This is a genomic window from Thiohalophilus thiocyanatoxydans (genome assembly GCF_004366735.1).
Lineage (GTDB): Bacteria > Pseudomonadota > Gammaproteobacteria > UBA6429 > Thiohalophilaceae > Thiohalophilus > Thiohalophilus thiocyanatoxydans.
In genome coordinates this window covers 23,168-45,515 of the sequence record NZ_SOQX01000002.1, presented here as the reverse complement: position 1 = coordinate 45,515, position 22,348 = coordinate 23,168, and the positions used below count along the sequence as shown (strand labels likewise).

At 63.4% G+C, this 22,348-nt stretch carries 16 protein-coding genes; 5 read left to right on the top strand and 11 right to left on the bottom strand.

Translation table 11 applies throughout. The annotated features are described in order from the left end of the window. Positions 1-141: 141 nt before the first annotated feature. The 6 genes from alaS to EDC23_RS03800 all read right to left on the bottom strand — a co-directional run bounded on the left by alaS (position 142) and on the right by EDC23_RS03800 (position 6,148). Entirely contained in the window at positions 142-2,772 is a 2,631-nt protein-coding gene (alaS, locus tag EDC23_RS03825; RefSeq protein WP_134082455.1) for an alanine--tRNA ligase, read from the bottom strand. Between the two features lie 201 nt (positions 2,773-2,973). Then, on the bottom strand, positions 2,974-3,414 hold the full coding sequence (locus EDC23_RS03820; RefSeq protein WP_134081388.1) for a regulatory protein RecX: 441 nt from the start codon (positions 3,412-3,414) through the stop codon (positions 2,974-2,976). A 24-nt stretch (positions 3,415-3,438) separates the two neighbouring features. Beyond that, complete coding sequence (gene recA, locus EDC23_RS03815; protein ID WP_134081387.1) at positions 3,439-4,509, bottom strand: recombinase RecA; 1,071 nt, start codon at positions 4,507-4,509, stop codon at positions 3,439-3,441. 228 nt (positions 4,510-4,737) lie between these two features. Further along, positions 4,738-5,301, bottom strand: a complete 564-nt coding sequence (thpR, locus tag EDC23_RS03810; RefSeq protein WP_134081385.1) for an RNA 2',3'-cyclic phosphodiesterase — start codon at positions 5,299-5,301, stop codon at positions 4,738-4,740. Further along, positions 5,294-5,800: a CinA family protein gene (locus EDC23_RS03805; protein WP_134082452.1), complete on the bottom strand. Its 507-nt coding sequence runs from the start codon at positions 5,798-5,800 to the stop codon at positions 5,294-5,296. The genes thpR and EDC23_RS03805 overlap by 8 nt, the downstream gene beginning before the upstream one ends. A gap of 39 nt (positions 5,801-5,839) precedes the next feature. Beyond that, complete coding sequence (locus EDC23_RS03800; protein WP_134081383.1) at positions 5,840-6,148, bottom strand: PilZ domain-containing protein; 309 nt, start codon at positions 6,146-6,148, stop codon at positions 5,840-5,842. 308 nt (positions 6,149-6,456) lie between these two features. Here EDC23_RS03800 and mutS point away from each other — a divergent pair, with 308 nt between their 5' ends. From mutS to trxA, 5 genes are all read left to right on the top strand, one after another. Next, complete coding sequence (gene mutS, locus EDC23_RS03795; protein ID WP_134081381.1) at positions 6,457-9,012, top strand: DNA mismatch repair protein MutS; 2,556 nt, start codon at positions 6,457-6,459, stop codon at positions 9,010-9,012. Between the two features lie 121 nt (positions 9,013-9,133). After that, entirely contained in the window at positions 9,134-9,457 is a 324-nt protein-coding gene (gene fdxA / locus EDC23_RS03790; protein ID WP_134081379.1) for a ferredoxin FdxA, read from the top strand. A gap of 27 nt (positions 9,458-9,484) precedes the next feature. Continuing rightward, positions 9,485-12,412, top strand: coding sequence for a PD-(D/E)XK nuclease family protein (locus tag EDC23_RS03785; RefSeq protein WP_134081377.1), 2,928 nt, complete (start codon positions 9,485-9,487; stop codon positions 12,410-12,412). Positions 12,413-12,653: 241 nt separating this feature from the next. Beyond that, entirely contained in the window at positions 12,654-16,133 is a 3,480-nt protein-coding gene (locus EDC23_RS03780; protein WP_134081375.1) for a UvrD-helicase domain-containing protein, read from the top strand. A gap of 69 nt (positions 16,134-16,202) precedes the next feature. Then, positions 16,203-17,066, top strand: a complete 864-nt coding sequence (gene trxA, locus EDC23_RS03775) for a thioredoxin (protein WP_134081373.1) — start codon at positions 16,203-16,205, stop codon at positions 17,064-17,066. 197 nt (positions 17,067-17,263) lie between these two features. On the opposite strand, the gene EDC23_RS03770 is transcribed toward trxA, so the two are convergent. The 5 genes from EDC23_RS03770 to rplS form a co-directional block, all read right to left on the bottom strand. Next, positions 17,264-17,986, bottom strand: a complete 723-nt coding sequence (locus EDC23_RS03770) for a DsbC family protein (RefSeq protein ID WP_134081371.1) — start codon at positions 17,984-17,986, stop codon at positions 17,264-17,266. 395 nt (positions 17,987-18,381) lie between these two features. After that, positions 18,382-19,287 carry a site-specific tyrosine recombinase XerD gene (gene xerD / locus EDC23_RS03765; protein ID WP_134081369.1) on the bottom strand — a complete coding sequence of 302 codons (906 nt, stop codon included), beginning with the start codon at positions 19,285-19,287 and terminating at the stop codon, positions 18,382-18,384. Further along, positions 19,284-19,763 carry a methylated-DNA--[protein]-cysteine S-methyltransferase gene (locus EDC23_RS03760; RefSeq protein WP_134081367.1) on the bottom strand — a complete coding sequence of 160 codons (480 nt, stop codon included), beginning with the start codon at positions 19,761-19,763 and terminating at the stop codon, positions 19,284-19,286. The genes xerD and EDC23_RS03760 overlap by 4 nt, the downstream gene beginning before the upstream one ends. 259 nt (positions 19,764-20,022) lie before the next feature. Beyond that, entirely contained in the window at positions 20,023-21,891 is a 1,869-nt protein-coding gene (locus tag EDC23_RS03755; protein ID WP_134081365.1) for a tetratricopeptide repeat protein, read from the bottom strand. 83 nt (positions 21,892-21,974) lie between these two features. Next, entirely contained in the window at positions 21,975-22,325 is a 351-nt protein-coding gene (gene rplS / locus EDC23_RS03750; RefSeq protein ID WP_134081363.1) for a 50S ribosomal protein L19, read from the bottom strand. Between the last annotated feature and the right edge of the window lie 23 nt (positions 22,326-22,348).

Sequence of the window (22,348 nt, the reverse complement as noted above, 5' to 3'; positions counted from 1 at the left end):
AAATTAAACACTAGTTGACAAAAGATTGAAAGGCGCATCCCCGCCGGAGACAGGAAAAAGGCCTCGATCAACCCGCCATCGGACAGAAAAATAAAAAAACCGGCCAGGTGCGACCCGACCGCCCCCCGGGGCCAGGCGCCTTCAGCCGGCCAGCTGGGAGCGAACCCAGTCCGGGACACTGGCCAGGGCGGCATCCAGTCCTTCGGGCTGACTGCCGCCGGCCTGGGCCATGTCGGGACGGCCGCCGCCCTTGCCGCCAACCTGTTGCGCGACCATATTCACCAGTTCGCCGGCTTTGAGTTTATCGGTATTGTCCTTGCTCACGCCGGCAACCAGCGCCACCTTGCCGTCGCTGACGGTGGCCAGCACCACGGCCGCCGAACCGAGTTTGTTCTTGAGCTGATCCACGGTGTCGCGCAGCGATTTGGGATCGGCGCCGTCGAGCCGGGCCGCCAGCACCTGGAGCCCGTCGATCTCCCGGGCCTGGGCGGCAAGATCAGCACCCTGGTTGCTGGCCAGTTTGGTCTTGAGCCGCTCCACCTCTTTTTCCAGCTGACGGTTCTGTTCCAGCGTCTGGTGTACCCGCTCGGCCAGTTGCTCGCGGGCGCCCTTGAACTGGGCAGCGATTTCATCCAGCTGCGCTTCGTTCTCTTCCACCCACTGCAGGGCCCGCTGACCGGTCATCGCCTCGATACGCCGTACCCCGGCGGCCACGCCGCCCTCGCTGACGATCTTGAACAGGCCGATATCGCCGGTGCGCGCCACATGGGTGCCGCCGCACAGCTCCATGGAAAACTCGCCCATGCGCAGTACCCGGACTTCTTCCCCGTATTTCTCGCCAAACAGGGCCAATGCGCCGGCGGCCAGGGCCGCATCAGGGGTCATGACCCGGGTCTCGACCGGATGGTTGCGGCGGATGTGTTCGTTGACCAGCGCCTCGATCTGCTGCAGCTGTTCGCGACTGATCGGCTCGAAATGGGCAAAGTCGAAACGCAGGCGCTCGGCGTCCACCAGCGAGCCCTTCTGGGTGACATGCTCGCCCAGCACCTGGCGCAGCGCGGCATGCAGCAGATGAGTGGCCGAATGGTTATAGGCCGTGGCCTGACGGCGCTCGGCATCCACGCTCGCCTCGACCTGTTCGCCGGTTTTAATCGCGCCCTCGGTCACCTTGCCGAAGTGCAGGAACACCTTGCCGCCCTGTTTGCGGGTGTCCTCGACCGTGAATTTACCCCCGTCCGACTGCAGCCGGCCACGATCGCCCACCTGGCCACCGCCCTCGGCGTAAAACGGCGTGCGATCCAGCACCAGCATCCCGGCCTCGCCCTGGCCCAGTTCGTCCACCGGCTGGCCGTTTTGATAAATCGCCTCGACCGTAGCCGGGCCGGCCAGCTGCGCGTAGCCGGTAAACTCGGTCTCGCCTTCCACCTGCACGGCCTCGCCGTAGTCGACGTCGAACTGACTGGCGGAACGGGCCCGTTCGCGCTGGGCGGCCATCGCCTTATCGAAACCGGCCATATCCAGTTGCAGACCGCGCTCGCGGGCGATGTCATTGGTCAGATCCACCGGGAAGCCGAAGGTGTCGTAGAGCTTGAAAATGGTCTCGCCGGGGATCGTCTTGTCGGGCAGCCCGGCGATCGCCTGATCCAGGATCTGCATGCCCTGTTCCAGGGTTTCGGCAAAGCGCGCCTCTTCCTGCTTGAGAATCTTCTCCACCATCGTCTGCTGTTTGACCAGCTCGGGATAGGCCTCGCCCATCTCCCTGGCCAGCGACTCCACCAGCTGATGGAAAAAACCCTGCGGCGCCCCCAGCTTGTGGCCGTGGCGAATCGCCCGGCGGATGATGCGTCGCAGCACATAACCACGGCCTTCGTTGGAGGGCATCACGCCGTCAACGATCAAAAAGCTGCAGGAGCGAATGTGATCGGCGATCACCTTGAGAGAGTTATCCTGCCTGTCTTGACAGCCAGTGACTTTCGCCGCGGCGTCGATCAGGCGCTGAAACAGATCGATCTCGTAATTGCTGTGCACGCCCTGCATGACCGCAGCAAGACGCTCCAGCCCCATGCCGGTATCGACCGACGGACTGGGCAGCGGATTGAGGGTACCGCTCTTGTCCCGGTCGTACTGCATGAAGACCAGGTTCCAGATCTCGATATAGCGATCGCCGTCCTCGTCGGGCGTGCCGGGCGGACCGCCGGGGACTTCGGGACCGTGGTCGTAGAAAATCTCGGTACAGGGACCGCAGGGGCCGGTGTCGCCCATGGACCAGAAGTTGTCGCTCTCGTAACGCTTGCCGCCCGGCTTGTCGCCGATACGGGTGAAGCGTTGTTCATCCACACCGATCTCCTTGAGCCAGATGTTCGCCGCGTCCTCGTCGTCCTGATAGACGGTCACCCATAACTTATCCGCCGGCAGTTTCAACACGTCGGTCAAAAATTCCCAGGCATACCCGATCGCCTCGCGCTTGAAATAATCACCGAAGCTGAAGTTGCCCAGCATCTCGAAAAAGGTGTGATGGCGGGCGGTATAGCCGACGTTTTCCAGATCGTTGTGCTTGCCGCCGGCGCGCACACAGCGCTGGGAGCTGACCGCCCGCTTGTAGGGACGCGACTCCTGACCGAGGAAGGTCTCCTTGAACTGCACCATACCGGCATTGGTGAACAGCAGGGTCGGATCATTGGCCGGCACCAGCGGGCTGGAGGCGACGACTTCGTGGCCCCGCTCGCGAAAGTATTCCAAAAAGGCTGTACGTAATTCAGCACTGCTGTTCATCATGGGTCTTCCAGTCTCGCTGCATCAACAAACGGTTCAGTTATCGGCAAAGTATCTACATCGTTGACTCTCGCAAAGACGTTTATGCCCGTTGTGTGGGTGCAGAGCCGCAAAGCAAAATTAATCTCTGCGAGCTCTGCGTCTCTGCGTCTCTGCGAGAGATATATGGCAACAAACAACTGAAATCAATTGCCTGAAATGTCAGTCATCATCCCGTACCACGTTTTGAATCTGCTCGGTGGTAAATCCGCGCTGCTGCAAAAAGCGCATCTGCCGGGCTTTTTCCCTGTACTCCTCGGGTAAAGCAGCGCCGAATTTCCTGACACGCACCTCCCTGGCCAGATCGATCCAGACCGGGCTGCGTTCATCCAGGTATTGGGAGATCAGCGTCTCGCTGACACCTTTTTGCGACAGTTCGGCAATGATCTTGCGCGGCCCGGAGCCCCGGGTCTGCCGGGAATGGACGAACGCTTCCACGAACCGTTCGTCACTCAACAGGTTTTCATCCGCAAGGCGCTGCAATGCCGAAGCGACTTCCTCTTCGGCATACCCCTTGCGCACCAGCTTTTGCTGCAGCTCACAGGTACTGTGTTCGCGGCGGGACAACAGATCCATCGCCGCTTCACGGACGCTTTTAGCCATACAGCCGAACCGGCGTCACCGCCATCAGGCTTGTTCGGTTTCGGCCTCTTCCAGCGCGGCGTCGCCCTCCACATCGGGCGCGGCTTCCGCCTTACCTTCGGCCGGCTTGGGCAGCAGCTTGTCGCGGATCTGGGCTTCGATATCCTGCGCCATCTGCGGATGCTCCTTGAGGAAGTTGCGCACGTTATCCTTGCCCTGACCGATGCGCTCACCGTTATAGCTGTACCAGGCGCCGGATTTATCCACCAGCCCTTCCTTGACCCCGAGATCGATGATCTCGCCCTCGCGGGAGATGCCTTCGTTGTACAGCAGGTCGAATTCCACCTGTTTGAACGGCGGCGCCACCTTGTTCTTCAGCACCTTGACCCGGGTCTCGTTACCGATGACCTCGTCACCCTTTTTGATCGAACCGATACGCCGGATATCCAGGCGCACGGAGGCATAGAACTTGAGCGCGTTACCACCGGTGGTGGTTTCCGGGCTACCGAACATAACGCCGATCTTCATCCGGATCTGGTTAATGAAAATCACCAGGGTATTGGAGCGCTTGATATTGCCACTCAGTTTGCGCAGCGCCTGGGACATCAGTCGTGCCTGCAGGCCGACATGGGTGTCGCCCATATCGCCCTCGATTTCCGCCTTGGGGGTCAGTGCCGCCACCGAGTCGACCACCACCACGTCCACCGCACTGGAGCGTACCAGCATGTCGGTGATCTCCAGGGCCTGTTCGCCGGTATCCGGCTGGGAAACCAGCAGATCGTCCACGTTCACGCCCAGGCGCCCCGCATACTGGGGATCCAGCGCATGCTCGGCATCCACGAAGGCCGCCGTGCCGCCGTGTTTCTGGCATTCGGCGATCACCTGCAGAGTCAGCGTGGTCTTGCCCGAGGATTCCGGACCGTAGATCTCCACCACCCGGCCCTTGGGCAGGCCGCCCACGCCCAGGGCGATATCCAGCCCCAGCGAACCGGTGGAAATGGCCTCCACATTGCGCACCGCCGAGGTGTCGCCCATGCGCATGACCGACCCCTTGCCGAACTGTTTTTCGATCTGGCTCAGTGCGGCGCTGAGTGCCTTTTTCTTGTCTGCATCCATGATGTTTCTCCCATAACTTGTCGAATGAAACCCTATCCCTGGTCCCACGCCCACTCGTAACCCGACGCCATTATTTCACACAATCCCGACGATGGCCTAGCCTCGATTTGCCCCGGCCCGAGGTCGCCCGAACACCGCCTGCCGGTCTTTACAACGCCGCGACCGAAAACACCGAAGCCACGGAATAACCTGCATATGTCACAGGCTTTTTCAGTGGCTCCGGTGGCTTCAGCACAGCCGGTGGTTTTCCCGAAGGTCCTGATCGTTCAGCGGCCAGCGTTGCAGGATCCGATATTCGACCCCGGTCGGCCGGGTCCGGGATTCGACCAGTACGAACTCGCTGACCGGCCACAGTAGCGGTTGTTCAATCGCTTCACTCAGCGGCGGCCGACGCAGCTTGCGCACCAGGGTCAGATGGGCCTGCCAGGGACGCGAATCGATCCGAAAGCCGCATTCGCCCAACCCCGGCTGCAACCGGCTCACCAGGGTGATCAACCCCAGTGGGGACTCCTCGGGGGCAATCCAGCCGACCCGGGGACGGGGCCAGTGGCCCAGGCGGGAGAGGGCCAGGGTAAAGGGCGGCGTCTCGAGCGTGGTGGCAACCTTCTCGGCACAGCGGCGCTGCTCGGTGTCGGACGGGCCCAGATAAAAGAGTGTCAGATGGATCTGTGCTGCCGTCAGGCAACGGGCATGCTGATCAGCGAACTGCTGCGTCGCCACCCGATGCAACCGCGTGGCCAGCTCCGGTGGCGGCCAGAGGGCCAGGAACAACCGTTGGCGGGCCTCAGCCACCGGTCAATTCGAGCACGCCTTCCAGCGCCCGGGCCACCGCCTGGCGGCGGACCGCGTCCCGATTGCCGTTGAACTGCCGGGACTCACTGCGCACGTCCGGTTTGCCCGGCGCAGCCTGTTGCGCCCAGCCGAACCAGATCAGCCCCACCGGCTTGTCGGGGCGACCGCCGCCGGGCCCGGCAATACCGCTGACCGACAGCGTCAGGCTGGCCTTGCTGTGATGCAGCGCCCCTTCGGCCATGGCACGCACCGTCGCCTCGCTCACCGCACCGTGTTCGTCCAACACGTCGGCCGGGACGCCCAGCAGATCCTGTTTGGACTGATTGGTATAGGTGACAAAACCGCGCTCGAACCAGGCGGAACAACCCGGCACATCGGTCAGCAGCTTGGCAACCCAGCCGCCGGTACAGGATTCGGCCGTGGCCAGTTGCAGATGGGCGTCCCCCAGCCGCTCACCGATCCGGTGCGCCAGTGCCAGCAGGACCTCGTCGCCCGGCACCCGACTCATCGGCCGCACCCGGGCAGCCTGTCGGCCGGCTCATTCTTCATCCAGAACACTGGTAATAATGGCGCCGATCTCATAACCGTCCCCGCGACGCTGTTTGGCCATGCGCACCACCCGCACCACGGCATGCAGCGGCGCATTGATCTGCGGGTCCGATTCGACATAAATCTCGACCTGCGTATCCACCGGTATCTCGTTGGCGGCAATAAACATCAGTCCCCGTCCACTGAGATTGGCCAGCCGCCCGATCGCCTCCTGCTCGCTTCCTTGCGGCTTGAAGCGGATATCACAATCCACCTCCACCCGAATGAAATCGCGCTTTTCGTCATAATCCCTTGGCATTCCGGTCTCTCCTCCATCGATTACGCCGGTTCACCGACGTTCTTATTATGGGAGAAACTGTATGGCAGCTGTCGAATCGGCGCAAGCCGATTCAGTGACGAGGTACGAGGGACGAGTGACGAGGAAAAATCAATAAAGGCTTTTTCAACTTTATCCTGTATGCCCGGCGCCATGCCTTCCTTGCTCCAAAAAACCATTTAATAAATTCTCCGCGTCTCTGCGACTCCGCGATCTCCGCGTTGATTTCCAGGGCCTCGAAAACGCCGGGCAGTTTCCCGAACGCAGCAAAGTCGATAAACTCACAGCCCATGTCGAGCACCGCACCCACTTCCCGGCACACGCCGATGATGCAGCAGTATCTGCAGCTCAAGGCGAGCTATCCGGATATTCTGCTGTTTTATCGCATGGGCGATTTTTACGAGCTGTTCTACGACGACGCCAAACGCGCGGCTCGTCTGCTCGACATCACCCTCACTCAGCGCGGCCAGTCGGCGGGCCAGCCGATTCCGATGGCCGGGGTGCCCTATCACGCGGTGGAGAGTTATCTCGCCCGACTGGTGCGCCAGGGCGAGTCGGTGGCCATCTGCGAACAGATCGGCGATCCGGCCACCAGCAAGGGACCGGTCAAGCGCGAAGTGGTACGCATCGTCACCCCCGGTACCCTGACCGACGAGGCCCTGCTGGAAGAACGTCGCGACAACCTGGTCGCCGCCCTCTATGCCCGCCAGGATCACTATGGGCTGGCCTGTCTTGATCTCAGCAGCGGCCGCTTCAGCGTCCAGCAGCTGCAAGGCAACGAGGCGTTGCACTCGGAGCTGGTACGTCTGCAACCGGCCGAGCTGCTGGTCGAGGAGAGCTTTAACAGCGACCCGCTCGATTCCCGGGTGCTGGCCATCAAACCCCGTCCACCCTGGTTCTTCGATCACGACAGCGCCTATCGCCTGTTGTGCGAGCAGTTTCAGACCCGGCACCTGGCCGGTTTCGGCTGCGATGACTGGCCGCTGGCGATCGCCGCCGCCGGCGCGCTGTTGCGTTATGTGCAGGAGACCCAGTGCGGCGTGCTGCCCCATCTGCACGGCCTGATCAGCGAACAGCGGGAACAGAGCCTGCTGCTGGATGCCGCTACCCGCCAGAATCTGGAGCTGGAACAGAATCTGGCCGGCCAGCACGCCCACACCCTGGCGGGGATCATGGACCGTTGCGTCACCCCGATGGGCAGCCGCCTGCTGCGCCGCTGGATCAATCGGCCATTGCGGGCTCAGGCCCGGCTGCGCCAGCGCCAGGCACTGATCGGCTTATGGCTGGAAGACGAGCGTTATGCCCCGCTGCGCGAACTGCTCAATCAGGTCGGCGATATCGAACGGATTCTGACCCGGGTGGCTCTGAAGTCGGCCCGGCCGCGGGATCTGCGCCAGTTGAGCGTGGCGCTGGCGGTGCTGCCCGAGCTGCAGCGGCAGCTGGGCGAGCTGGCGAGCGACAATCCGCTGCTCGACGAGCTGGCCGAACAGGCCCGGCCGTTTCCGCAGATCGTCGCCCTGCTCGAGCAGGCGCTGGTGGAACAACCACCGCTGCTGATCCGTGACGGCGGGGTGATCGCCGAAGGCTATGACAGCGAGCTGGATGAGCTGCGCGATCTGCAGCACAACGTTGGCGATGTGCTGGCCGAGCTGGAGCAGCGCGAGCGGGACCAGTCAGGCATCCCCACGCTCAAGGTCGGCTACAACCGGGTTCACGGTTATTACATCGAGATCAGCCGCGCCCGGGCCGAATCGGTACCCGCCCATTACCAACGCCGCCAGACCCTGAAGGCCGCCGAGCGCTATATCACCCCGGAGCTCAAAGCGCTCGAAGACAAGGTATTGAGCGCCAACGAACGGGCCCTGGCCCGGGAAAAGGCGCTGTACGATCAACTGCTGGATCGGCTCAACACCGAGCATCGGGATCTGCAGGCGTGCGCCGCCGCCCTGGCCCAACTGGATGCGCTGGGCAACCTGGCCGAGCGCGCGGCGGCACTGAATCTGCGCTGCCCGCAACTGGTACCCGACGAGGGGCTGCAGATCAGCGCCGGCCGCCACCCGGTCATCGAACAGGTGCAGTCGACCCCGTTCACCCCCAATGATCTCGAGCTGGATGAGACGACCCGCATGCTGATCATCACCGGCCCCAACATGGGCGGCAAATCCACCTATATGCGTCAGATCGCGCTGATCACCCTGCTCGCCCATATCGGCAGTTATGTGCCGGCCGAATCGGCGCGGATCGGGCCGGTGGATCGCATATTCACCCGCATCGGCGCCGCCGACGATCTCGCCGGGGGACGCTCCACCTTTATGGTGGAGATGACCGAAACCGCCAACATCCTGCATCACGCCACCCGGCACAGCCTGGTATTAATGGACGAGATCGGCCGCGGCACCAGCACCTTCGACGGACTGGCCCTGGCCTGGGCCAGCGCCCGGGATCTGCTGACCCGGATCCAGGCCTATACCCTGTTCGCCACCCACTATTTCGAGATGACCCGGCTGCCGGAGCTGCTGCCGCACTGTCGCAACGTGCATCTGGACGCCCGCGAACACGGCGAGCAGATCGTTTTTTTGCACCAGGTCAAACCCGGTCCGGCCAGTCGCAGTTACGGCCTGCATGTGGCCGCCCTGGCCGGCGTGCCGCGCGCGGTGCTCGAACAGGCGCAGGCCAAGCTGCAACAACTGGAACAGGGCGAGCATGTTTCCGTCCCGCCACCGACCACCCCGGAACCCGACGAGCATCCCGTCCTGTCCACCCTGCGCCAGCTGGACGCGGACGAGCTGTCACCCCGCCAGGCGCTGGAACAGATCTACCAGCTGAAAAAGTTACTCGGCCCGTAAGCCCGGGCTCGCACCTCGCCCGCGTTTCACGCTACCATACTCTTATTGAATTGCCCGTCGAACCGATATCCTGGAACGGAACCCGGGTTCGACCTTGCTGAACAGATTAAGGAGCATGCACATGACTTACGTGGTCACCGACAACTGTATCAAATGCAAGTACACCGACTGCGTTGAGGTGTGTCCTGTCGACTGCTTTCACGAAGGTCCCAACTTTCTGGCGATCGATCCCGAAGAGTGCATCGACTGCACCCTGTGCGAACCGGAGTGCCCGGCCGAAGCGATTTTCGCCGAGGACGATGTGCCCGCCGGGATGGAAAACTTCATTGAACTCAATGCCGAGCTGTCCCGGGAATGGCCGGTGATCATGGAAATCAAAGATCCCCCGCCCGATGCCAAGGAGTGGGACGGCGTACCGGACAAACTTCAGTACCTGGAACGCTGAACCATTTCCGCGTCCGGGCCAGTTCCCATGACGCCAGACAGCCTGCATGACCGCGTGGTGGTCCTCCCCTACCACGCCGATCCCCTGCAACAACTCGCCCGGGATCTGATCCGCCACCACCGTGAACAGCTGCCGGATCTCACCGGGGTCACGCTGCTGGTCGACGATCCCCAGGTCAGCGGTCCGCTGCGTCGACAATTACTGGACGCCGCGACCGAACAGGGCTTCGGCGGGCTGGTGGGACTGGATATCCGCCCGCTGCGCGACTGGGTGCAATCGTTTGTGCCCGATACCGTCCGGGTCTGTTCCGCGGTCAGCGCCGAACTGCTGCTGGTCGAGGCGCTGCGCCCCTATCAACACCTGTTCAACCAGGCCAGTCCCTGGCTGCTGGCCAGCGAACTGCTGGAACTGTTCCAGGCCCTGACTCTGGGCGAGATCGGCCTGCCGGCCGATTGCGACAGTTTCATCGACCGGCTGCAGAACGCCTACGGGGTGCGCGACAGCCTGCGCCAGACCCTCGGCCGCGAGGCCACCATTGTTCACACCCTGTGGCACGCCTGGCACGAGCAGCTGCGCGCCCAGGGCCTGACCGACGCCGACTCCGCCCACCTGCTGGCCCTGCGCCACAGCCTGGAGCACCTCGACACGCAGCATCAGCTGTGGCTCGCCATCGCCCGCCCGCCGGCCCCGGCGGAGCAGCAGTGGCTGCAGAGCCTGTTGCAGCGCGAACAGCTGCACCTCTATCTACAGGGCCAGATCGCGACAGCGCCCACCGGTTATCCCGATCAGCATCTGCAACCCCTGGCCCAACGGCTCGCCCTGCCCGCCACGCCCCCGCCCACGACCGCCTATGTCCGGCTGCTGGAGAGCGTCTTCGACCAGAACGATCCGCCCCTGCGGGAGAGCGCCCGGCAACTGGCCGAGGCGGCCCCGGAGAGCCCGGCGCGGGAACGGCTGGCGGTACTTTTGGCCGACAATGCCGAACACGAGGCGCGGGCCATCGATCTGCAGGTGCGCCAGTGGCTGCTGGCGGGCAAGACCCGGATCGCCATCATCACCGAAAACCGGCGTCTGGCCCGGCGGGTGCGCGCCCTGCTGGAGCGCGCCGGGATTCAGCTGGCCGACGCCGCCGGCTGGGCGCTCTCCACCACCAGTGCCGCGGCGGCCCTGGAGCGCTGGCTGGAGTGTCTGGAAGAAGACTTTGCCCATCTGCCGCTGCTGGATCTGCTCAAATCGCCGTTCGTCTTCGCCGATGCCGATGCCGAGCAGCACCGGCTGGCCACCTGGCGCCTGGAGCAGGACCTCATTCGCCACGAAAACATCGCCCGCAATCTCAACCGCTATCGCGCCCACGCCCACGACCGGCGTAAACGGCTGGCCAACCAGGCGGACATCACCCCGTTACTGGATCTGTTCGATCGGCTGGAGGCCGCCGCCGCGCCGCTGCTGGCCCTGCGCCGGGGCCGCCATCCGGCCGCCCGCTGGATCGCCGCCCTGCAACAGAGCCTGCAGCGGCTGGAAATGGACCGGGCGCTGGAACAGGACGCCGCCGGCAGCCGCCTAGTGCAACTGCTGGAGAAGCTCGCCGGCGGGGTCGATGCCGGCGCCTTCGAACTGGCCTGGGGTGAGTTTCGCACCTGGCTGGGCCGACACCTGGAACGCACCCATTTTCGGCCCCGCCCCACCCAGCAGCGGGTGCGCCTGCTGGGGCTGGCCCAGAGCCAGCTGCAACAATTCGACGCCCTGATCCTGGCCGGCGCCGAACAGGAATCGCTGCCCGGCCATCCGGCCATCAGCCCGTTTTTCAATCAACAGGTGCGCCACGAACTGGGGCTGCCGCAGCGCGAGACCCATTACGCCGAGCGCTTCTATCACATCCGTCGCCTGCTGGAAGCCGCGCCGGCGGTACTCGTCACCGCCCGCGCCGAACAGGACGGCGAACCGGTGGTCATCAGCCACTGGCTGGAACATCTGCTGACCCTGCACCAGCAAGCCTGGCCCGATCAGTCACTGCTGGCCACCCCCCTGGCCGCGCAGGCCAATGCCGCCGAGGCCTTTCAGGTAGCGCACGAACCGGCCGTACCCCTGCCGTCACCGAGTGTCCAGCCGGTGCCGGTGCTGGAGGCCGGCCTGCTGCCGCCGGGCTTCTCGCCCAGCGATTATCAGCAGCTGCTGGACTGTCCCTATCAGTACTACGCCGCGCGCGCCCTGCAGCTCAAACCGCCGGAGGAGATCCGCGAGGCGCTGTCCAGCGCCGACTATGGCGAGCGGGTGCATCGCTGCCTGCAGGCCCTGCATACCCCGGTCGCCGGTCTGCCCGAACCGTTCGACGCGCCGTTCGAGCCGGCCAACCGCGCCGCCGCCATCGCCCGGCTGGAGGCGATTTCCGAGGCGGTATTCGCCGATGTACTGGCCGACAATTTTGAGCACCAGGCCTGGCTCGCCCGCTGGCGGGCCTTCATTCCCGGCTATCTCGACTGGCAGATCGCCCGCCGCCAGGGCGGCTGGCGGGTGAGCCAGACCGAACTACGCTGTGAGGGTCAGCTGGGGGCGGTGGCGATCCGGGGACGGCTGGATCGGATCGATCGCGCCGATGAGGGGCAGGCGATCCTCGATTACAAGACGGGGCGCAGCCTGCCCAAACCGGCGGAAGTCCGCAGCGGCGAAGCGATCCAGCTGCCCTTCTATGCCCTGCTGCAACAGCAACAGGCTCCGGAACAGCCGGTGCTTGAAGTGGCCTATCTGCATTTTGATAAAGCGGACAAACCGCTCAAACTGAACTGTTCGCTGACGGCGGACGAATTGCAACCGCTTGGCGAGGCGGTCGGCGAACGCCTGCAAACCCTCGTGAACCAGATTGAGGCGGGTCAGGGGCTGCCCGCCTGGGGGGATGCGGACACCTGCAACTATTGTGATATGGCACTGTTATGTCGAAAACCGGTCTGGCAGACATAAAAAAAACGGGACGACCCACCGATGCGGATGCTGATCCACCCCGGCGGCCATCCCGGCTCAATTCCCTGCGGGCACTCCGGCCCGTTGCTTGTCCGGGCAGTTCCGGTCTACGCCCCGGCCTGCGCCGGCGCGCTCGACTGCTCCGTGTCACTGCCACAGTCATCCCTGCGGTTCATCCTGAGTGGGCTGTCCTGCCCCCGACACGTCTCCCTGTGCGACGTCCGCTTGGCGGCGGGCGCACATGTCGCACGCCGCCAGTGCATCGAATAAGTCTAGCTGGACGATCCCCGATTACAAGCCCGATCAACCCGGCCAGTGTGTCCCGGCACAGGAGCCGGCTATGAGCGGCGCCGCGACCCCTGCCCTGGTGGGCAACATCACCGTGCAGGCCTCGGCCGGCAGCGGCAAGACCTATCTGCTGGTCAGCCGCCTGCTGCGGCTGTTGCTCGAGGGGGCCGAGCCGGACGCGATCCTGGCCATCACCTTCACCCGCAAGGCGGCGGCCGAAATGCAGCAGCGCCTGCTGCAGCGGTTACAGCAACTGGCGCTGTGCGACGACGCCACGCTGGATCATCAGTTGCAGGCCCTGCAGCTGGAACCGAGCCCGGCCCTGCGCCAGCAGGCCCGGCAACTCTATCAACGGCTGTTGCAAACGCCCTATAGCGTACGCGCCACCACCTTCCACGCCTTTTGCCAGGAGCTGCTGCGCCGCTTCCCGCTGGAGGCAGATGTCCCGCCCGGCTTTGAACTGCTGGAGCGCACCGCCGCACTGCTCGACGAGGCCCGCGAGGCGTTGATGGTCAACGCCGCCCGCGAACCGCAGAGTCCGCAAGCTATTGCCCTGCGCCAACTGTTCGACGAGCTGGGCCTGTCCAACACCCTCGGCGCCCTGCGCCAGTTCGTCGGGCATCGCAGCGACTGGTGGGTCTATACCGCCGGCCAGTCCGATCCGATCGACTGGGCCTGCCGGCAGTTGCGCGACCAGCTGGACATCGATCCCGACACGGATCCGATCGCCGACTTTTTTGCTGATGCCGGGCGTTGCCAGCGACTGGCGCGCTTTATCGAACTGTTGTCAAACCACCCGAACCCCACCAACAACAAAACGATCCAACAACTGCAAGACGCACTGGACGAACAGGCGGATATAAGCGCCCGCTATGTTGCGGTATTGCAGACCTTTCTCACCCAGGACGGTAACCCGCGTAAACGGGATGCCAACCAGACCCTGCGCAAAAAACTGGGCGATGCCGGTGCGGAGGAATTGATCGCGTTGCATCACCAGTTATGTGATGAGTTGTTGCGTGTTCAGCAACAGCTGGCGGCGCAACGCAACTACCGGGTCAACAGCGCCTGGTACCGGGCCGGCGTCGCCTTGCTGGATCATTACCAGCGCATCAAGCGCGAACAGCGGCTGCTCGATTTCACCGATCTGGAATGGAAGGCCTATCAACTGCTCAACGATGGCGACAATGCGCTGTGGGTGCAGTACAAACTCGATCAGCGCATCGCCCATCTGCTGGTGGACGAGTTCCAGGACACCAACCCGACCCAGTGGCAGCTGTTGTTGCCCTTGCTCGAAGAGCTGGCCCAGGAGAGCGAACGCCAGCGCAGCGTCTTTTTAGTCGGGGATACCAAACAGTCGATCTACCGCTTTCGCCGCGCCGAACCGCGGCTGTTCGACACCGCCACCGAGTGGCTGGAGCGTCGTCTGGGCGCGCAGCGTTATCCGCTCAATACTTCCTGGCGCTCGGCCCCGGCGATTATGGACTTCGTTAACCAGTTGTTCGGCGACGATCCCCGCCTGCACCAGCAGATCCCCGACTTCCCCGAGCACCACACCCGTCATCAATCGCTGTGGGGCGAGGTGATTCTGCTGCCGCCGGCCAAAGAACAGGAGGACGAGGCTGAAACCGAAGCAAGCGCCGACACGCCGCTGCGCAATCCATTGTTGATGCCGCGCCCCGAGCCGACCCACACCCGCCACCGCCAGGAGGCACAGACGATCGCCGAGGAAATTCGCCACCTGATCGACACCCGCCTGCCGGTCCAGGCGAGCCCCGACGCGCCGGCCCGGGCGATCGATTACGACGACATTCTGCTGCTGGTGCGCTCGCGCACTCACCTGCCCGAGTACGAACAGGCGCTGCGCGAGGCGGGCATTCCCTATCTGAGCGGCAATCGCGGTACCCTGCTGGAGAGCATCGAGGTGCAGGACATGCTCAACCTGCTCAACTGGCTGAGCATGCCCTTCGACAACCTGGCACTGGCCGGCATCCTGCGCTCGCCGCTGTTCGCCGTCGACGACCGGGATCTGATGCAACTGGCCGGCGAGGCACCGGGGAACTGGTTCGAGCGGCTGGCGCTGCAGGTCGCCGATCAGCCCCCCGAGGCCCCGCTGCGCCGCGCCCACGATCACCTGGCCCGCTGGCGCACCCTGGCCGGACGCATACCGGTGCACGATCTGCTGGATCGCATCTACAGCGAGGCCAATGTGCTGGCCCGCTATCGGGCCGCGTTTCCCACCCACCTGGTGCCGCGCGTCATGGCCAACCTGGTGCGCTTTCAGGAGCTGGCACTGGAGATGGACAGCGGCCGCTATCCGAGCCTGATGACCTTCGCCCAGTGGCTGCGGGAGTTGCGTCAGAACGACGACGATGCCCCCGACGAGCCGGCCGACGCCGGCCGGCAGGCGCGGGTGCGCATCATGACCATTCACGGCGCCAAGGGACTGGAGGCGCCGGTGGTCTTTGTGATCGACAGCGCCCGCGCCGAGCCGCGCGGCAAGGCTCACGAGGCGCTGGTGGAATGGCCGGCCAACGCCCCCCGCCCGGCCCATTTCCTGCTGCGCCCCGGCAAGGGCTGGCAGGACCCGCTCAGCGAGGCGGTGATCGAGCGGGCCGAAAGTGCCGCCCGCCGCGAGGAGGCCAACCTTTTATATGTGGCGCTCACCCGCGCCCGCCAGCGACTGTATATTTCCGGCAGCCTGCCCAAACGGGACGAAACCACCAGCTGGTATCAGCAGATCGCCGGCGCCTTTGACTTGCAGCCCGATCAGATCGAGACCGTCCGGACCCTGGTCACCCGCAACGAACCCCCGCCGACACCGGCGCCGACGCCCGCCGCCGAGGCCGAGGTCGTCCCCGAACCGGATCCGCGCCTACGCCGGCCGCTGCCCCTCGGCGCCGGCGACGCGGCGCTGGCGCCCAGCCAGCAGGGGGCGGAGAACGGCGGCGGTGTCGAGGATGAAGACGGGCGCACGCGGGGTATTGTCATCCACCGCTGCCTAGAGTGGCTCTGCCAGGACCCGGCACTGCCGCGGGAGACCGCGCTGCAACGGCTGGCCGGCGAGGCCGGCGCCGCGCAACTGGCCGAGTGGTGGGACGAGGCGCTGGCCGCCTTTTCGGCCCCGCAACTGGCCGAGGTTTTTCAGCCCGCCACCGAGGTGCAGTGCCGCAACGAACTGCCGCTGCTCTATCGCCAGGGGGAACGAACCGTCAACGGCATTATCGACCGGCTGTTAATCGAGCCCGGCCGGATTCATCTGATCGATTACAAGACCCATCGCGCCGCGCTCGACAATCCCGCGGCCGTGGCCGCCGGCTATGAAGACCAGATGCGGCTCTACGCCGAAGGCATTCGCCAGCTGTGGCCCCATCATGAACTTCGAATCAGCCTGCTGTTTACCGTCGCTGCGCAACTGTGGCCAATGCAGGTATAATTCGCCACACGTCCCGCCCGTCCGGGGACGTTTTCATCCTTCTCCGTTCAGCAACCGACAGGACAGACCATGAGCCAATCGCAGTACAGTTTCGATGTCAGCGCCCAGACTTTTCAAGCACAGGTGATCGATGCCTCCCATCAGGTGCCGGTGCTGGTGGATTTCTGGGCCACCTGGTGCGGCCCCTGCCAGAGCCTGATGCCGGTGCTGGAAAAACTGGCCGAGGCGTATCAGGGGCAGTTCATGCTGGCCAAGGTGGAGATCGATCAGCAACAGGAACTGGCCGCCCACTTCGGCGTGCGCAGCGTGCCCACGGTCAAGCTGGTCAAAAACGGCCAGATCGTCGACGAGTTCACCGGTGCCCAGCCCGAAGGCGAGATCCGCGCCCTGCTCGACAAACACATAGAAGGCAAGCCGGACACGCCCATGCAGCAGGCCATCGATCGCTATGAAGCAGGCGAGACGGAACAGGCGCTGCAACAGATGCAGCAGATCATTCTCGATGATAAAGAGAACATGCAAAATCGGGTGCGCTTCGCCGAGATCCTGATCCAGGAAGAACGCTACGACGACGCCCGCCAGTTACTCGACAGCCTCTCCGTCGATGTCCAGATGAGCCCGGAAGTCTCGGCGCTCTATTCCAAACTGGAACTGGCCGAAACCCTGGCCGACTCGGACGATATCCCGACACTGGAAAAACGCATCGAAACCGATCCCAAAGACAGCGAAGCCCGCTATCAACTCAGCGCCCGCTACGCCGCCGAAGGCCGTCACGACGAAGCGATGCAACAGCTGCTCGAGATCGTCAAACGCGATCGCACCTACAACGACGACGCCGGACGCAAGGGACTGTTAAGAATGTTCGAACTGCTCGGCAACCAGGGCGAACTGGTCAGCAAATACCGCCGCCTGCTGGCACAGGCACTCAACTAGTCAGTTTGGTGTAATTAACGCGGAGGACGCAAAGGCGTTTATGCCCGTCGTTTGGGTGCAAAGAACGCGGAGAAAGTAATAATTTTGAATTTTAAATGTTCAATTTTGAATGGAACCCAGTTCTGAAACCCAGAATTTAAAATTCAACATTCATAATTATTTTCTTAGCGTTCTTTGCGCCTCTGCGTTGGATCTTTTCAGTTCGGTGCCTTGCCATTGAGAATTGCGGCGAGGCGTTTGGGGGGGACGAAGCCGGGGACGATCTGCCCGGATTCGAGCACCAGTGCCGGGGTACCGGAGACACCGATCTTCTGCCCCAGCTCAAAATGACGGGTGACGGGCGCGTCACAGCTCTTGTTCGGAATCGCCTCGCCCTGCTTGGCTTTGGTCAAAGCCGCTTTTTGATCGTCGGCGCACCAGGCGGAAACGGCCTTTTGATAGGAGCGGGATTCGAGACCGGCGCGGGGATAGGCCAGGTAGCGGATCCGGATACCCCGCTCGTTGTAATCATCGACCACTTCATGCAGCTTGCGGCAGTAACCGCAGTCGATATCGGTAAACACGGTCACGGTATGTTCGGCGTCATCCGGACCGAAAACAATCATCGACTCCTCGCCCAGTGCCTCAATGGACTCGGCCACCGACTGCTGACGGTACTCGCGGGTCAGGTTACGCTGGTTGTCGAGGTCGATGACTTCGCCGTCCACCACATACCGCCCATCGGAGGACATGTAAAACACCTGCGGAGGAATCGTGACCCGGTACATTCCTTCGACGGGTGACGGCGCGACATTCTCGGCTTTGACATCGTCGAAACGTTCCATGATTGCCTTGCGCGCCTGCTCAAGCTCATCGGCACCGGCATGGGAGAACAGCCCCAGCAGGGCGGCGATAACAACAACACGGGAAAATTTCTGCATAAGAGTGACAACCAAGGGTTAGTGTGTATAACGCGTGGGATTATATCCGATTCACGCCCGGGTGTGGGTTATCTGATAGCCAAAACGGGGAGAAGTTCCACAAAAATCAGTGCTGAGTGCTGAGTGCTGAGTGCTGAGTGCTGAGTGCTGAGTGCGAAGCAGTGTAGGCCAGGTTGCGCGCATCGCTACCTGGCATTCTCCGCTCGGCAGGGTGGAGGTTGTCTCTCGCAAAGACGCCAAGACGCAGAGAAATATCCTCTTTAAATCTTCAGCGGCTCGGCGCCTTTGCGAGAGTCGAATATCTTCGTAGCCGGGTGTCACGCAGGCTATCGCCAGCGTGACCTGCGCCACCCGGAACTCAGCACTCAGCACTCAGAACTCAGAACTCGTCACTCTCACCCCCTGGGATGATGTTGAGCGTGGAGTTCCTGTAAACGGACTTTGGCGATGTGGGTATAGATCTGGGTGGTGGAGAGATCGCTGTGGCCGAGCAGCATCTGTACCACGCGCAGATCGGCGCCGTGGTTGAGCAGGTGGGTGGCGAAGGCGTGGCGCAGGGTGTGCGGGGAGAGCGGCTTGTCGATCCCGGCCCGGCGCGCGTAATCCTTGATCAGGTACCAGAAGGTCTGACGGGTCATGGCGTGGCGGCGGTTGCTGATAAACAGCGCGCCGCTCAGCTGACCGTCGAGCATGGCGGGCCGCCCGTCCTGCAAGTAGCGCTGCAACCAGCCCAGCGCCTCCTCGCCCAGCGGCACCAGACGCTCCTTGTCGCCCTTGCCGGTGATCCGCACCACCCCCTGCTGCAGATTGAGCTGCCCCAGCTGCAGATTGACCAGCTCCGAGACCCGCAGGCCGGTGGCGTACAACACCTCGAGCATGCAGCGATCCCGCAACCCCTTGGCGGTGGCGGTATCCGGCGCCTGCAACAGGGCGTCGACGTCCGCTTCGCTGAGACTTTTCGGCAGCGGCCGCCCCAGGCGGGGTGCCTCGATCAGGGCCGTGGGATCCTCGTCGATACGCTGCTCGCGCCGCAACCAGGCATAGAAGCGGCGCAGGCAGGACAACAGCCGGGCGGTACTGCGCGGACTGCGTTTGTCCTCGAGGCGCTGGGCGAGATAGCCCTGAATCTGTTCGCGATGCACATTGAGCAGCGAATCGCGACCCTGCTGCGCCAGCCACTGACCGAATTGCCCCAGATCGGAACGGTAGGCCGCCAGTGTATTTTCGCGCAGCCCCCGCTCCATCCACAGGGCATCGAGAAACTGCTCGATCAGGGCCTGCTGTTGTGCCGGATCACTCATGCGGTGAGCACCACACCCTCGTGTTGCAGCAACCAGCGCTTGAGCCGGATCGGCTGGCCGGCGGTCTTGCCGGCAAAGCCGCCAATCCCTCCGCGCGCCACCACCCGGTGACAGGGAATATAGATGGGAATCGGATTTTGCCGACAGGCATTGCCCACCGCCTGGGCACAGCCGCCGATCTCCGCCGCCAGCTGGCCATAGGTTTTGACCTTCCCCGCCGGAATGGCCCGCAACGCCCGCCACACCCGTAGCTGATAATCGCTGCCGGCAAACTGGAGCGGCCACGCCAGCGGCGCCGCGGCATCGACAAAATAGGCAGCCAGCTCGGCGGCCACCCGTTTTTCCGCATCCCGGCTCGCCGCCGGTAGCCGTTGAAGCGGACGCGCATGTAAATCGATGCCGGTGATGACCTCCCCGTTCAGGGTGACAGCCAGGGTCCCCGGCGGCACGGTGATCTGAAAGCGGGAGATGGTCATATCAATACCCGAATTTATACCGGTGAGAACACGCCCTATTCTGTCCGGATAAGTGCGCGGATACCAGTCCGAACTGCGCTGTTTCCACGATCGTTCAGGCATAAACAGGATAGAACCGCGAGGCCGCCAGCCCTTCGGTGGCGCCGGCCATCACCGCCAACCCGCCCTGCTTCGTTCTGCCGACCGCTCCATGGCGGCGCATGATTCACTCTGTGCGTATCGTGCCTCACCCGGGCAACGCGAATCCCGCCCTTTGAGTTTACTGCGGCGAACGGGAGGCCGCGGGCGCCTGAAACCGGTTTGCCGCGGCGTCATCCGTGGCAGGTGCGGCGGCGTCACCACTGCGTCCGCCTTCCAGCAACCACAGCTTTTGCAACTCCTGGCGCAACACTGCTTTGCGACTTTTATCCTCGGTCACCCGCAGCAGGTGTTCAAACAGCGCCCGGGCATCGTCCACCAGGCCCGCCCGCGACAGGGCGACCCCGGCCTGATAGCGGGCGGTCTGCGCCCAGGGATCCATGGCATCGGCGCCGATCAACATGGCGGATTTAAGATACAGACGGGCCGCCTCGGCAAACTGTTCCCGGGACTGATGGGAATCGGCCATCCAGTAATAAAGTTCGCGTTTACGTTTGGTGTCGGTGGTCAGTTCTTGCAGTATCGCAAAAAGATCCAGTGCCTCCTCATGCGCCCCGGCGGTCTGCAGATCGAACACCACTTGCAACACCTGATCCAGCTGTTGTTCCTGCGGCTGTGTCATCGACGCCAGAAGATCCTGCAGGGTCTGATGGCCCTTGCTCACTTCACCTCCCAGCACCAGAATACGCGCGCGGCGTAATTGCCAGATAAACGCCTCTTCGTCTTCGGGCACCTGTTCGATACTCGCCATCAGGGCCGAGGCGCGTTCGATCTCCGAACGCGCCAGCGCAATGTCCACCAGCTCCAGTCGAACGCTGAGCGGAATAGCCGCAACCTGCCGAAACTGTTTGCTGTCGAGAAACAACGCTTCCATCAGCGCGGCGCCGCGCGAACGCTGGCGCATCAGGGCAATGAACGCTTTGGCCGCGCGCTGGCGGCTGGCCGCGGTCTGCCCCTTGAGCATTAATACCGCGTAATAGGATCGGGCGCGCACCGGCTGCTTGCGCCGCGCCTGCTCCGCGGCCTTGAACCAGGGCGCGTCATCGCCGATCAGAAACTGTTGCTGGTTGCCCAGATAGGTGGCCAGATCCACATAGGCGTTCCAGAGGCTGTCGGCGTTATAGTCGAACAGACCGGGCGGCAGGGGTTCTGTACTATGCCCGGCCAGCACATGCTCCAGGGCGTTGGCGGTGGTGATCCGATCCCCGCTACGCCGGGCCGCCTCGGCGATCACCGCCCATAAATGGTGGCGGTTATCGGCCTTGACCCATTTGCCGCGCAGGTGACGCAGGCCGGCCTGCATGACTGTCTTCGGTGCACGCACGTCACCACGCAACTGGGCCAGCAGCGTCAGCATGCCGGCTTCGGCATCCTCTTCGCCGGCCAGCAGTTCTGGCACCTCCCCGGGGCGATCGCTCATCAGCAGAATCCGCGCCTGCAACAGGCGGTCTTCACGGTTTTGCGGGGGATAGTCCTGATAAAACTGGCGACTGGCCAGATAGGCGTCTTCGGCCAGCCCCAGACGAATGTAACTGATCATCACCAGTTCCCGCCAACGGCGCAGCCATTCATCCTCGACCGGCTCAATTAACCAGATCAGCTCCTGCAACACCGACAGGGCCCGTCGCGGTTTATCCAGTTTCAAAAAGGCGTTGGCCCGCTCGGTCATGGCCCAGCGCACGGCCTGCTCCGGCATATTGCGGGGAAAGCCGGTCAACCGGCTGGCCAGTTGCTGCCACTGACCGCTCTGGCGATAGATCCGAACCCGTTCGCGCTCCAGCGCCAGCCATTCGCTCTGTTGGGAAGGCATGGTCGGTTGCAGCTCATCGAGCAACTGCATCGCCAGGGTGGCGGCGCCGCTGTCGGCCAGGGCGCGTACCTCCTGCAGGGATTCGTCGGCGGCCAGCGGCGGCGCGATCAGCAGCACCAGCGCAGCAAGTATCCCGCGCCAGCGCGGCCCCCGCACGCGGGATTGCCGTCGCCAATACAAAAAAACGGGTAACCCTGGCGGGTTACCCGTTTTTATGATTACCGGCGCGCGGTAGTTCGAGCGGACTGCCATGCCGCACCAGTTTACTTGGTGAGCTTTTCCTTGATGCGGGCAGACTTGCCGGCACGTTCGCGCAGGTAGTAGAGCTTGGCACGACGCACATCGCCGCGACGCTTGACCTGAATGTCGGCCAGGGTCGGGCTGTAGACCTGGAAAACACGCTCAACACCTTCACCGTACGATACCTTGCGCACGGTGAACGAGGAGTTGAGGCCGCGGTTACGCTTGGCGATCACCACGCCTTCATAGGCCTGCAGACGTTCGCGCGTACCTTCCTTCACTTTTACCTGAACGACGACGGTATCGCCGGGGCCGAACTCCGGGATTTCCTTGTTCATCTGTTCCGCGTCTAACTGGTCGATAATGTTACTCATGCTCATCGCTCCCAAGCTCGTGC